Annotated in this window: 13 protein-coding genes; 6 read left to right on the forward strand and 7 right to left on the reverse strand. The window is 44.2% G+C overall.

The genetic code is table 11. The annotated features are described in order from the left end of the window. Window positions 1-18: 18 nt before the first annotated feature. Window positions 19-1,080, reverse strand: a complete 1,062-nt coding sequence (locus L1D23_RS05150; RefSeq protein ID WP_239864634.1) for a hypothetical protein — start codon at window positions 1,078-1,080, stop codon at window positions 19-21. A 17-nt stretch (window positions 1,081-1,097) separates the two neighbouring features. Then, a complete protein-coding gene (locus L1D23_RS05155; protein ID WP_239864635.1) occupies window positions 1,098-2,099 on the reverse strand; it encodes a DUF2860 family protein in 1,002 nt (333 codons plus the stop codon). A gap of 209 nt (window positions 2,100-2,308) precedes the next feature. Here L1D23_RS05155 and L1D23_RS05160 point away from each other — a divergent pair, with 209 nt between their 5' ends. Further along, window positions 2,309-3,517, forward strand: coding sequence for a hypothetical protein (locus L1D23_RS05160; protein WP_239864636.1), 1,209 nt, complete (start codon window positions 2,309-2,311; stop codon window positions 3,515-3,517). A 111-nt stretch (window positions 3,518-3,628) separates the two neighbouring features. Here the strand turns inward: L1D23_RS05160 and L1D23_RS05165 are convergent, their stop codons facing one another. Beyond that, the gene (locus L1D23_RS05165; RefSeq protein WP_239864637.1) at window positions 3,629-5,257 is read right to left on the reverse strand and encodes an ATP-binding protein; all 1,629 of its coding nucleotides are present in this window, start codon (window positions 5,255-5,257) and stop codon (window positions 3,629-3,631) included. Continuing rightward, on the reverse strand, window positions 5,257-5,973 hold the full coding sequence (locus L1D23_RS05170; RefSeq protein WP_239864638.1) for a winged helix-turn-helix domain-containing protein: 717 nt from the start codon (window positions 5,971-5,973) through the stop codon (window positions 5,257-5,259). The genes L1D23_RS05165 and L1D23_RS05170 overlap by 1 nt, the downstream gene beginning before the upstream one ends. Before the next feature lie 317 nt (window positions 5,974-6,290). Here L1D23_RS05170 and arfB point away from each other — a divergent pair, with 317 nt between their 5' ends. Beyond that, window positions 6,291-6,704 carry an alternative ribosome rescue aminoacyl-tRNA hydrolase ArfB gene (gene arfB / locus L1D23_RS05175; protein WP_239864639.1) on the forward strand — a complete coding sequence of 138 codons (414 nt, stop codon included), beginning with the start codon at window positions 6,291-6,293 and terminating at the stop codon, window positions 6,702-6,704. Window positions 6,705-6,807: 103 nt separating this feature from the next. Here the strand turns inward: arfB and L1D23_RS05180 are convergent, their stop codons facing one another. Beyond that, window positions 6,808-7,689, reverse strand: coding sequence for an EamA family transporter (locus L1D23_RS05180; protein WP_239865404.1), 882 nt, complete (start codon window positions 7,687-7,689; stop codon window positions 6,808-6,810). Between the two features lie 78 nt (window positions 7,690-7,767). Next, on the reverse strand, window positions 7,768-8,184 hold the full coding sequence (locus L1D23_RS05185; protein WP_239864640.1) for a RidA family protein: 417 nt from the start codon (window positions 8,182-8,184) through the stop codon (window positions 7,768-7,770). Between the two features lie 254 nt (window positions 8,185-8,438). On the opposite strand from L1D23_RS05185, the gene L1D23_RS05190 reads away from it, so the two are divergent. Genes L1D23_RS05190 through L1D23_RS05205 form a run of 4 tightly spaced genes read left to right on the forward strand, consistent with a single transcriptional unit; the run spans window position 8,439 to window position 11,852 of the window. Further along, on the forward strand, window positions 8,439-8,900 hold the full coding sequence (locus tag L1D23_RS05190; RefSeq protein ID WP_239864641.1) for a transcriptional repressor: 462 nt from the start codon (window positions 8,439-8,441) through the stop codon (window positions 8,898-8,900). A gap of 40 nt (window positions 8,901-8,940) precedes the next feature. Next, window positions 8,941-10,275 (forward strand): dihydroorotase, encoded by a 1,335-nt coding sequence (locus L1D23_RS05195; protein ID WP_239864643.1) that lies wholly within the window; start codon window positions 8,941-8,943, stop codon window positions 10,273-10,275. 28 nt (window positions 10,276-10,303) lie between these two features. Beyond that, complete coding sequence (locus tag L1D23_RS05200; RefSeq protein ID WP_239864645.1) at window positions 10,304-10,864, forward strand: carbonate dehydratase; 561 nt, start codon at window positions 10,304-10,306, stop codon at window positions 10,862-10,864. Then, window positions 10,854-11,852 (forward strand): GTP-binding protein, encoded by a 999-nt coding sequence (locus tag L1D23_RS05205; RefSeq protein ID WP_239864647.1) that lies wholly within the window; start codon window positions 10,854-10,856, stop codon window positions 11,850-11,852. Before L1D23_RS05200 ends, L1D23_RS05205 begins: the two co-directional genes overlap by 11 nt. 44 nt (window positions 11,853-11,896) lie before the next feature. Here L1D23_RS05205 and L1D23_RS05210 read toward each other — a convergent pair whose 3' ends face one another. Continuing rightward, entirely contained in the window at window positions 11,897-12,760 is an 864-nt protein-coding gene (locus L1D23_RS05210; RefSeq protein ID WP_239864649.1) for an aspartoacylase, read from the reverse strand. Window positions 12,761-12,782 lie beyond the last annotated feature (22 nt).

Raw genomic sequence — 12,782 nt, forward strand, 5'->3', positions numbered from 1 at the left:
AGGTAGACTTTTTTCACATCATTTCAAAATGAGTTTTGAGGTCAAAGATAAGCTGGGTTGATAGACAAACCGCGCGTCACCTTGTTCCTGAGAATCAAGGAAACTGACCACTTGTTGAGCGTATTTATGGCTATTGGCTCCTTCGGCCACAAATCGAGCATCAACAGCATCAGGGTTAGCGTTTACTTCTACACACTCACTGTCAGCGTCAGTAGGACAAATCCTGACGTCATGAGCAGCGAGTGTGGAAATTAAGGTGAGGAACAGTTGCTCATCAAAGTCACCGCTGGCACTAAAGTCCAAGTAAATATCCGGACAGTCGGATAAATCACGCAGAGCAGCAGAAAGCAAAGATAACAACTCGTGGCTAGACAACGCAGCTATCGTTTCAAATCCGATCCGTCCTACGCCATTGCGCTTTACCCAAAACACTGTGCCGGTTGTCGAATTCAGCTCACTGGTCGTTTCATCATTAATTTGCAACTCAAAAAGTTCTGTATCTAACTCGCTGATCATATGAGTCACCAGCCCCTGCCATTCCTCATCAGAGTTAACACGGTCAGCTTCCACTAGGTAAGGTTGATAGAGTTGCTGCCACTGATCTTCAACCGCTGAATATCGGCTTGTGTCTTGAGCGAATGTTTTCCACATCAACTCGTAGTCATCACTGTAACCGAGGCTGCTTCGGACCGTTGCGACTTGAGCACTTTGTGTCAACACCACTTTCACACTATCTGTATTCGTCCTTCCCCCGCTATCTTTTACATACAGCTCAAAGGTGTAAGTGCCTGTTTGTGTTGGGTTGATTAAGGTCGCAGTTAAACTATCAGAATTCAAAATAGCTAACTGCACTGGCCCTGATGTTTGTGTCCACTTTGTTTCTTTAATGCTGTAAACGTTTTTCGGGTAGGTTTTTGCAGAGCCACTGAGTGAAATCGTATTTTGGGGTAGGTTGTAAACCTTATCACTGCCTGCATCAACTGTAGGTTTGGTATATTTTTCTGCATCGCTGGCATCACTATCACACCCGGACAAGATAACCAAAGCGCACAATAATAGAAACTTAACTAGATTAGACATGCTTATTCCTCGCGTCATTAAAATTGGAAGCTGACACCCGTGGATAGAAAAAGGTTTTCGCTGCTGTAGAAGTCGATCTCGGAGTCTGTTTGTTGATATCCCGCCATCAGGTTGAGATTGGTATTAGGTAAGTCAAGTAAACGTTGATAGCTATAAACCGAGAAAAAGCCGAAGCTTTGCTGATCTTGTTTGCGATTGAAAACGGGATTATCTGCGTCATACTCTGCGGAGCCAAGACGGAACGTCGAGGTCAAAGTATGATTTGAGCGGTGAAACGCCAGAGCAATTTGGCCATCAATTTTCTCGAAAGAGTGGGCACGACCTTCCGCATCTCTGAGGCTATAGTAAATGGCTGGCACAAGAGTAAACGAACGACTGATGGGTAGAACACTCTCCACTCCAAATCGATGGTAATCACTGTCACGCATGAGAAGCGAACGTTGCGCATCACTCAGTGACTGAGAAAAACCGATCTCTTCTGTCTCGACTTCACTTTGCGCGTACGCATATTTTAAAGAAGCGGACAATGGACCATGTAAATCCATCGCAAACCTGAGGCCAGATACCGTATGGTCGGTGACACTTCTTGAAACCCCCGTTAAATAAGGGTCTCGCCACACTTCATCTTGCCCAGGCAGGCTACGAAACAGAGCGGTCGTAATCGCCATGTTTCTGCCTACTTTTTGTGACAAACCAAGCTCTGCTTGGAAGTTGGCTTCTGTTACCTGATCTTCGCTATTGCCAAAGAAAATGATCGTCTGACCAAAATTGTACTGCAGGCGACCTAATAACATCGGCGAGACTTGATTTACTTTTTCCCCACTGTTGGATAAGTCTTGTGTCACAGCATTATCATCGTGGGTATTGTGCTGGGATTGGCTGCGTATATAACCAGCATTAACACTAATGACCCCGCTAAAACCTAATACTGATGGATCCACTTGCGCAGACGTACTCGGAGAAAAAATGATGAAAAGTAGTGATTGACATACCAATAAAGGCCTTGTTCTGACGTACATGCGAATTCCTTTTTGAGTGACTGTTCATCAAGCCAATCAAAAGTAACATTCACCAATCAAATCAATCTCCACCCAGTTATGGACAGTTTGTGTCCGCAATGGTCACAATTTCACCAACCTAACTAATACACCCATAACCACTCATCGCTAAAGCGGCTTTTTTCGTTTACCATACGCACCCTTCACCATATGAATAAACACGATCACCTATGGCTGCATTGGATTTTAAACCACGTACAAGAGTGACTCATGCGGGCTATAAACCCATAGAAGGCGCTTTTCAACGTCCTAAAACATCCTCCTCTTTCTACCACTCTGTGCCCGATACACCTGAACCGACGCCTGAGTATCAATGTCGAATAAAAATACATTGTGAGAAAGAGGATCTGAACGCATTAACTGTGGGCGTATGGACACTTGGTAGAACCCAAGCGGACAAGCCGGTGAGGCAGTGGTCAGCAATGTCGTCTGATGACGGTAATACACTGTTGACAGCTCTCTGTTTCGAAAAAGAAGAAAAAACCCTTTACCATGATGCTTTTCAACAGGCAGGCCACTCAACTTCATACAAGGTTACCTCAACGACATGCACCTCAGAGTATGTCAATGCAGAGTTTATCCCGGTCAAATTAGCCATCCAACCCAATGAAACACGGTTAGCTTGGGCGACAGAAGGCTATTTTTATCATTTTGTTGAGAATCGTCTTATAAAAGAATACAAAGTGGTCGGAAACGGTCGATGGACACTGCAACTCACTCGCTCAACTCATGAGTTGCTAACCGATGAATTAGTCTCAGAGCACCATTACCCGGCCATATTACTACCCTATAAAATAGAAAGGCGTGAAGTCTCACCCCAGCACCTTCTATATCGTTCAGAAAAACTCTCCGCAGAAACATTAGCAAGCCTAGATCATGCTTGGCTGAATCAACATGCCATGACTCTGGATTTACCCAGTATTGTGGCTGAACGAGGAAAACCTCTCATTAAGCGAGAGCCAGCCAGTAAAGTAAAGCAAGATGACACCGTGCCAAGTCAGACTCATATTGTGCAGCGAGTTCCTGAAACAGGTAAGCGTGAATTATGGCCCGATATCGCCGCTCAATATGGGCTGTCATCCAAAGCCTTGCTACAGCTTAATCCTAAATATGATGCAGAACCAACTCAGCTTAGGGTTGGAGATAAACTCACAGTCAGTGAGTCGGTGTGCAAGGCTTTCATGAAGCCACCGGAAATGGCTGCGCCGATTGAATCACTGAAAGAAGTGCATTTACTTGGCAATGTTTGGGGCAGATACCATGAATTAGCGCTCTCAGAATCTGCGGTCAATATCATGGAAGACCGTACCGTTTCAGGCTATGTACCGGTTTTAAACTCCGGTCGAATATACCGTGACACCACCAACAAGCAGAAATAAATGGAGTTCACAGGCGCAATAAATGGCCATGTGCATCAAAATATGACTAGGTATGGCCACTCTATATGAGTGCGCGGAGCTGCAACACAGTGATACTCTTGCTGCTAGTATTCATGGCGTTGTATTTATAGCCTGATCTTCTACTGGTTGCGCTGACCCTTTAATAGTTGGCCATGTCAGGATAAACTGAGCCCCTCCCAATGGTGATGAGGTCACATTCACCTGACCCTGATGCCACTTCATTACTTGACGAACGATGGCCAAACCAAGTCCATGCCCTTTCTCACTGCTTCGTTCTTGGTTATCAAGCTGAATAAAAGGCTCAAAGATTTTTTCTTTATCTTGCTCATCAATACCAGGACCATCGTCTTCAATATTGAGGGAATACCCATCATTCTCATAAGCGAAAGATATCGATATTGTTCTATTGGCAAACCGACTTGCATTCGCAAGAAGGTTTTTCACCGCACGCATTAACCCTGCTTTGTCGATAAAGGCATAGTGCGAGCGTAAGTGCGGTGAACAATAAAATTTGACCTCCAGATCAACATGCTCTAGACGAAAAAATTCAACCTCCTTCGCCAATTCATCTGCCAGACAACATTGGGTAAATTGAGCTATATCTGCAATGCGATTGTATCTTGAAAGCAATAAATTTTGATTGATCAAATGATCTAGATCTTCAATGCTCGACTGTATGGTCGTGTGATATTTATCTCTTTGTGCCCGAGGTAAAGCCTCATCCTCTATCATCTCCAAAGCAAAGCGCAACCTATACAATGGGGTACGTAAATCATGGGCTATCGCATTGGTCAGCTCTCGCTGACCGGCGATCAATCGTTCAATGTTGTCCGCCATAGTATTAAATGAATGGCTTAATTGCGAAACCACCGATAAGCGAGAAGCCTTTGCCCGTTTGGAGAGTAACCCTTGTCCAAACTCGTTCGAAGTATGCACCAAGCGCTTGAGATCTCGCCAAAGAGGAAGCACCCACAAAACCAAGGCCAGAGAAATAATAACGAAGAATAATCCACCAATCGCAGAGGTGAGTTTTAACTGTGTGCTTTGAGACATATCATCATGGACATGAAGCCAGACTCCATCAGCAACAGGGGCCAGTAGCTCAATTTGTCCTTGTTGATTAATATAACTGACTATTTCTCCTGGCTTTTCTTCAATGGCTGACAAAGCATTGTCAGACAAGTCCTCGTCGTTTTTTAAACTAATCTGAAACGGAATGATTGTATTCTTCTCAGCTAAGTCCTGAGGCCACTCCTCTCTTGGCAAGGCCCGAAGCTGTTCAGAAGCAAGGAACAATGAACCCGCAGCTTGATTCAATGCTGCCAATTGAGTCGATTCATTTAACGCAAAGTAGATAAGGTAATTGCTTTGGCCCACACGTTTAAGCAGTGCCATTGGGTCCCCAAACAGAAAGGTAATCTCGCCACTCTTAATAGAATGGAAGACTTCTGCATCATCTTGGTATTTATCAAGCGATTCCAACTTTAGAGGATAAGCAAAATGCTCGGCATAGGACTGGATAATACCCTGCCATTGTATTTGTGGTTGCGCGAGCAGCTTTCCACTCAAAATATCAAAGTTAACGGCATAAACTTGTTTGTAAAACTGCTCGGAAAATGACTCATTCAAACGTTGAATGGGATTAATAGAGGTGGGGATAATCAGCAAGACAATTGGAACAAAGACCGCCAACCATAGAATAGAAAATGCTCGAATCACTATACCACATCCTCTGTAGATACACACAACTGGTAACCTATGCCTCGGACTGTTTTGATTAACTCCGGCTCTTGTGGATCATCCTTTAATGTCCGCCTTAAACGAGAAATACGCCTATCGATCGTTCTGTCCAAGCCATCATATTCAAAGCCACGAATCGATTGTGCAATCTCATCGCGAGACACCACTTGACCTGCGTTCTTAGCCAATAGATGGAGCAAGTCAAACTCGGAAGTGGTTAGCTTAATCAACTGGTTATCAATGGTTACTGCTCTATGTTTTAAATTGATCATTAAGTGCCCAAACGTCAACTCATCATTGAGTTTACTTGCAGATTGACGCTGCTGACGACGTAACAATGCACGAATACGTGACAGTAACAAACGCGGTTTAACCTGCTTTACCACATAATCGTCGGCGCCAAGTTCAAGCCCCATCACTTGATCAATATCGTCATCCAGCGCTGTTTGCATCAAGATCATACCTTGATAACCCGCTCTGATGGCTCTGCAGACATCCATGCCACTTTGGCCCGGCAGCATAATGTCAAGAATGACCAGATCCGGCTGCCCTTCCAAAATGGCATCTACAGCGCGGATTCCATCGGTGATAACATTGACCTCAAACTCATAGTTCTGCAAAAAATCTCTAATTAAATCAGCTAATTCCACATCATCTTCAACTAGAGTTATCGTATACGTGTTGGCTGTTAACATAGGATAGGTGAGCAAATGAACGTTAGAAGAACTATAACTCACCGTGATAGAAACGAATGTGACTATTTGTGACAAAAGAAAGAAGTTGTGACGAATCTAAGAAATCCACGATTCGCCATTTTCAAACTAACCAGAGCCTTCCCATTATCTTATCTCGTTTTTTAGCCAGCGAGCTCTACATAGGCTTGCTCACTGATTAGATCGTCCAATACCTGACCCAGTTACTGCATTGATATCAAGTTTAAGCACTTTGATTTATAGTATTTAGCCTCTCTTCGCTTTACACTTGACCTATCACTCCGCAACCCACCCCATTCATGCTCAAAATTTCGAACACAGTGACACTTCAGGCATGGGAAATTCAACTAACGGCAATCCGTGCTCAAGGGGCTGGTGGACAGAACGTGAACAAAGTCTCCTCTGCAATACACCTACAGTTTGATATTAAGCATTCAACACTCTCTTCAATATACAAAGAACGTTTACTGGCTTTACAGGATTCTCGAATCTCAAAAGAAGGGGTTATTACTATCAAAGCCCAGCAATACCGTACTCAGGAACAAAATAAAGAAGATGCGCTGAATCGTCTCGCTGAGCTGATTCGCTCCGCTAACGTTGTACAAAAAAAGCGCCGTCCTACCAAACCGACCCGAGCATCCAAAGAGAGGCGATTGAAAGCCAAGGGAATAAAGTCACAAACCAAATCTTTACGCGGTAAGGTAAGCCATTAATTGTCATAGCAAGTTCGGCTCATCCAGTCTGCACACTATGGTAACAAAGGGGCTTGTCCGTGTACCACGGCTCAATTAGCCGTGGTACACGGTCAGCAAGTGATCACTCACTCTTGTTTTGTTTATTCTCGATAATCTGATTGATAAGCAGTGCTGACAAGATGATCGCTAACGCCAACCAAGTATTGTTTTGTACCGATTCACCTGTTAGAAAAACACCAATCACTACTCCCACAGCAGGAACAAGATAGTTAGTCATTGAGGTAAAAACAGCCCCCGCGTTTTTGATGCTCCTCATGTACAGGTAATAAACTATCCCCGCGCACATGACACCAAGATAGACTAACGAGAGCATTGAAGATATTGTCGGGTTAGACTGACTCAATGGCGTGGTGATCATCGCGATGACGGTGAGCTGAACACTCGCCATACATAGCACATTACGTGCAATGATGAGTGGATGTTCTTGCTGCACTCGGTTAAGTAACAGTAATGCAATCGCAAAAGACACGGCCGCAACAACAATCGCCATCGAACTCAATAAGTTAATTTGCTGAGAGCTGGATGTTAACTCAGGGTAAAATAAAACTAGCAGCCCGCCAAAGCCCACAATAACGCTGATGGTGTTGCCCTTTGTTATTCTTGCACCTTTAATCAGTACTGGTGCGAGAAGCAAAGCGTAAAACGGCAGTGTCCCCATGAGTATTGCTGTGATTGAGCTGGATAATTTTTGTTGGGCCCAAGGCACTAGAACAAACGGTATCACCGCTTCTAACAAGCCAATCAAAGCGAAAAGCCCCCACTGCTTGCTAGTACTTGTTATTCCTATGAGCTTACAAATCAGGATCAACGTAAGTGCTCCAAGGATGGCGCGAAATGTACCTATCCAAACTGGGTCAAACCCTGTTAAAGAGAGTTTCTGAAAAATAAACTGCGAGCCCCAAATGAGCCCAATGGCAAGCAGCGTTAAGTAGTTTTTAAACATCATTTGGATAACCTAAAGTGCATCATTTTCACTGGTGTATTTACGTTCTCAATCAAGTAAGTTTTATTGCAATATCAATTACGTCGCTTTAAAAGCAACGGCATCCACCTCTATTTTCATCCCATCAAGCGCCAGCCTTGGAACTGGGATTAACGTACTGGCTGGTAAGTGATCACATGGCCAACGCTTAAGCATCTCATCGCTCCAAATGTTCAGTTTGCTTTCATTATGCTCAACGATTAACACTGTAATTTTTAAAACATCGCCGAAACTCAGTGCATGGGCAGTCAGGGCAATATCCAAGTTGGTTAAAACACTCTGTACTTGTTGGCGAAAGTCTTCACTTAAACGGTGCTCAACGCCTTCCCCCCCACTTTGACCTGAGATATAGACAAGTTGTCCATCAGATGGAGCCGTAACTGTGTGACAAAAACCATATGGCGTAGGATTGAATAGATGTGATGGATTATGAAAAGTGATTGCTTTATCTGACATTTCTAGCTCTCTCTATTGTACGTTCAATTCTCACGCACTATAAAAGCTCGACCTAACTTGAGGTCAATGACATTTTTTATAATTTGGCGTGTTTAGAGAAAGGCAAGAGGTAGACAGCACTCCAAGCTCGAAGACGTTCATTTTCTTGCTCGACAATTATGGGGAAAGGCTTATTGCGACCAAAAATGTTATGTTATAACATATTAAATATACAATAATGGAACACCAGCAAATACGCAGTTTGGGTGAAGGTTATGGAAGCAATCGAATCAATGGTTGAGCAGGCAGAAAAACACTGTCTAGCGAAAGGTAAACGACTCACATCAAAAAGGAAGCAAGTGCTCGCTACTCTTCTTCATGCTAACAAAGCTCTATCTGTTTACGAGTTAATGGATTACGCAAAAGCACATTTTGGTGAAACCATTCAAGCCATGTCTGCTTATCGCATTTTGGATTTTTTAGAAGAAGAGCACTTAGTCCACCGGCTTAACGTTTCTAGCAAATACGTCGCATGCGCTCACATTCATCACGAACACGCCCACGGTGTCCCACAGTTTTTAATTTGTCGTCGATGTAACAAAACGCGAGAGCAGACTTTAGATCCTTCCATGGTCACAACCCTTGAATCAGACGCTGAACAAGTTGGATTTAAGCTTCTCACACCTCAGGTTGAAATTAATTGCCTGTGCGACGAATGCTGTCAAACCTCCTCATAACTCCCACATTCAATAATCGAAAAGGAGATTGCTAAAAGTGATGGCCTCAATACTAATTAAGAATGCCCATATCGTCAGTGAAGGCATAGTGAAGCAAATGGATGTACGTATTGTTGGTCAGAGAATTGATAAGATTGAAGTGAACATTTCAGCAAACTTTAATGATCAGGTTATCGACGCAAATGGTCACTACCTATTACCGGGCATGATTGATGATCAGGTACATTTTCGTGAGCCAGGATTAACTCACAAAGGCTCTATTGCTTCAGAGTCAAGAGCTGCTGTAGCCGGCGGGATCACCAGTTACATGGAGATGCCTAATGTGAACCCTTCTACAACCACGCTTGAAGCACTTGAGAAAAAATACGCCATTGCCTCACAGCACTCCGCTGCCAACTATGCATTTTATCTTGGTGCGACAGAGAATAACTTAGCTGAAATACAACGTCTTGCCCCTTCGAAGCATTGTGGTGTCAAGGTCTTTATGGGTGCTTCGACAGGAGATTTATTGGTCGAACACCCACAAGCTCTGGATCGCATCTTTGCACAATCACCTGTATTAATTGTCACGCACTGTGAGAGCAGTCCAATCATTACCCAAAACCTTGCTGATTTAAAGCAAACCAACAAACCGATCACAATCGAGGATCACCCAAATATTCGAGATGATAAAGCGTGCTATGCCTCTTCATCTTACGCAGTGTCACTCGCTAAAAAACATGGCTCTCAGCTGCATGTTCTCCATATCACCACTGAGAAAGAGCTCTCACTGTTCGAGCCAGGCCCAATTCAGGGAAAACTCATTACTGCAGAAGCGTGTGTCCATCATTTGTGGTTTAGCCATCAAGATTACGCGGAGCGAGGTAATTTGATCAAATGTAATCCTGCGATTAAATATCCTAGCGATCGTGATGCATTGATCCGAGCTCTTCATACAGGCCACATCGACATTATCGCCACAGATCATGCGCCACATACTTTAGAAGAAAAGCAAGTACCTTATGAGCAAGCACCTGCAGGGATGCCACTGGTACAGCATGCTCTACTGAGCTTACTCGATCACGTCAGTAAAGGCCGCCTAAGCCTAACTCAAGTGGTAGAGAAGGTATCGCACAACCCGGCCATCAGATACGCCATTCAAGATCGTGGTTTTATACGTGAAGGTTACTACGCTGATCTCGTGTTGGTCGATATCAATTTCCCCACAAACGTAACCCACAGCAATAGTTTATATCACTGTGGATGGAGTCCTTTTGCGGGCCATACTTTCTCTTCAAAGGTCCAACGCACTTGGGTTAACGGCCAACAAGTATTCGATGGCGAACACGTCATCAGCCAATTTTCAGGCGCGCATGCACTGCTATTCAACCGTTAACGTAACATCAAACCATTGAGATACTTACATGTTAAGAAGAAACCCGAGCGGGCACATGCCTGTCGTCTCCGAAACGGCATTCATTGACCCAACCGCCATCATCTGTGGCAAAGTGATTATCGAAGATAATGTATTTATTGGGCCCTATGCCGTCATTCGAGCTGATGAAGTCAATGACCAAGGCGATATGGAACCTATTATCATTAAACGTGATACCAATATTCAAGATGGTGTTGTTATCCATTCAAAATCAGGCGCTTCAGTAACCATTGGTGAACGCTCTTCGATCGCCCATCGCTCAATTATTCATGGCCCCTGTGACATCTGCGATGATGTCTTCATCGGTTTTAACTCCGTGATTTTTAATGCCGCTATCGGCAAAGGGTGTGTCATTCGCCATAACTGCGTTGTTGATGGACGGGACTTACCTGAAGGGTTTCATGTGCCGCCAATGACCAATATTGGAGCAGATTTTCAGTTAGCGAACATTTCCAAAGTGCCTCCTGAATATTCTGCTTTCTCAGAGTCTGTGGTTTCTGCAAATCACACCTTGGTTAAGGGATATAGGAGAATAATCAATGAGCTCTAAACATCCAATTTCAGCGGTACCAACCAACATCATTACTGGCTTTCTAGGTGCGGGTAAAACATCCGCAATTCTCCAACTAATGAAACAAAAGCCAGACCATCAGCGCTGGGCAATTCTGGTTAATGAATTTGGCGAAATTGGCGTTGATGGCAGCCTATTCAAAGGTCAGCACAAACAACCCGATCAAGTATTCATTCGTGAAGTCCCAGGTGGGTGTATGTGCTGCGCGGCCGGCCTTCCTATGCAAATCGCGCTCAACCAGCTGCTAACCGAAGCCAAGCCAGATAGACTTCTCATCGAACCAACAGGGTTAGGGCACCCCAAAGAGGTATTACAAGTACTGTCATCAGCACACTATCGTGAGGTGTTGTCTTTACAGAAAACATTAACTCTCGTCGACGCTCGTCAACTATCGGATAAACAGTACACACACCACGATACATTCAACCAACAAATCGCTATTTCTGACACTGTAGTAGGTAACAAGGTCGACTTATATCAAGGCGACGAGAAACAACAGCTTGAGTCGTATATACAATCCCTATCGGGCTCAGAAAAAAGAGTGATTTTTTCAAAGTTCGGAGCCATACCCTATCACGAGTTTGAAGGCCCAACACAGGCCAATGAAAAAGCTCATCACCACCACGATCACGGTAAGCCCAAGGTTTTAGCGGCAGATTTACCTATGCCAGAAAGTGGGATAATCAAAGCCGTTAATCAAGGGGAAGGGTTCCGAAGTATTGGGTGGCGCTTCTCACCTGATAAAGTTTTCTGTCGGAAGAAGCTGACACTAATGCTGCTTGACCTCAAGGTCGAGCGTATGAAAGCCGTCTTTATCACTGACTTAGGAGTACTCGGCTACAATATGACCTCAGACGGGCTCAGCGAAGCGGTATTGGATGATGGGTTTGAAAGCCGTGTAGAATTCATTTCCCAGCAATTAGACGACAATCTAGAAGCGAAATTGCTGGCCTGCTTGCTCACTTAATCATCTCGGAGGGATTGTTGCCACATTTCCCTCCGCTTCTATCGTCATAGAGTAATACGTATTTTCTCTGCTAGTGCCATGGCAATATTGCTGGTGCAATAGGCACTTTCATTAATAAAGTGTGGGTACACTTCCTTCTCTCCCTGCCAATGCACGTCATAGCCAAAGAAAGTAGCGAGCAGTGGCTCCCCGGGCTTAACAACTTCAAAGTCTTTCCCACAAACTGTCGGATGAACCGTTGCAAGACGCATCCCATCACCATCCAGAGGGAATGAAACTTCCTCTGTATATCGATAGGCATCGTAACTTGAACCCATGGTCGCTTTACCCAAATTATGCAGTTCAACAAAGTCTAATATGGCAGTGAGCAATTGCTTCATAAGCTCTAATGTTTCATATGTCAGAGAGCTATGTGCCTGAGCTCCTACTTCCAATATAATACCGTATTGACCGACTGAGCATAAATAAGGTTGCTCAGCCCATGGTTTTCGGTCTTCAAACAATACGTTAGCCTCTGGCATACGATGCTTCACATAGGCTCCCATCTGCCGATAAAAAGGAACGTGTGACAACAAAATCAATGTCGCGCCCATATTGCTGGTCGTGTTGTGTAAATCAACAATTAGCTGATTTTCGACTTGCGCATGTTGATCACGGAAGAAAGCTGCTAGGTTTGCTTCTTGTGACTCCTTAACAGGTGCAGTAGCGGAAAACTGACGATTGAGATCAACATCAATGAGCCGCACGTTCTTTTTCACCGCTTCTGGGTTAGCGACAACACTTTTCACTTCAAACGTTGAACGCTCAACCGAGTAGTTCCCATCTTTGATCAACTTCTGAAGGTACAAACCGGTTAATTCATTACCATGGGTACCTGCCACGACAAGCACTTGATTCAATTTCTGCATAACAATAGGTTCCAACTCCAAA

Origin of the sequence: Vibrio sp. Isolate24 (assembly GCF_022398215.1) — a bacterium.
In the GTDB taxonomy this organism is placed as follows: Bacteria; Pseudomonadota; Gammaproteobacteria; order Enterobacterales; family Vibrionaceae; genus Vibrio; species Vibrio coralliilyticus_A.

Coding starts and splice junctions, on each gene's coding strand:
- L1D23_RS05185 (WP_239864640.1), bottom strand. CDS start 8,184: ATGTCAGATAAAGCAATCACTTTTCATAATCCATCACATCTATTCAAT.
- L1D23_RS05200 (WP_239864645.1), top strand. CDS start 10,304: ATGTTAAGAAGAAACCCGAGCGGGCACATGCCTGTCGTCTCCGAAACG.
- L1D23_RS05150 (WP_239864634.1), bottom strand. CDS start 1,080: ATGTCTAATCTAGTTAAGTTTCTATTATTGTGCGCTTTGGTTATCTTG.
- arfB (WP_239864639.1), top strand. CDS start 6,291: ATGCTCAAAATTTCGAACACAGTGACACTTCAGGCATGGGAAATTCAA.
- L1D23_RS05205 (WP_239864647.1), top strand. CDS start 10,854: ATGAGCTCTAAACATCCAATTTCAGCGGTACCAACCAACATCATTACT.
- L1D23_RS05195 (WP_239864643.1), top strand. CDS start 8,941: ATGGCCTCAATACTAATTAAGAATGCCCATATCGTCAGTGAAGGCATA.
- L1D23_RS05160 (WP_239864636.1), top strand. CDS start 2,309: ATGGCTGCATTGGATTTTAAACCACGTACAAGAGTGACTCATGCGGGC.
- L1D23_RS05190 (WP_239864641.1), top strand. CDS start 8,439: ATGGAAGCAATCGAATCAATGGTTGAGCAGGCAGAAAAACACTGTCTA.
- L1D23_RS05170 (WP_239864638.1), bottom strand. CDS start 5,973: ATGTTAACAGCCAACACGTATACGATAACTCTAGTTGAAGATGATGTG.
- L1D23_RS05155 (WP_239864635.1), bottom strand. CDS start 2,099: ATGTACGTCAGAACAAGGCCTTTATTGGTATGTCAATCACTACTTTTC.
- L1D23_RS05180 (WP_239865404.1), bottom strand. CDS start 7,689: ATGTTTAAAAACTACTTAACGCTGCTTGCCATTGGGCTCATTTGGGGC.
- L1D23_RS05210 (WP_239864649.1), bottom strand. CDS start 12,760: ATGCAGAAATTGAATCAAGTGCTTGTCGTGGCAGGTACCCATGGTAAT.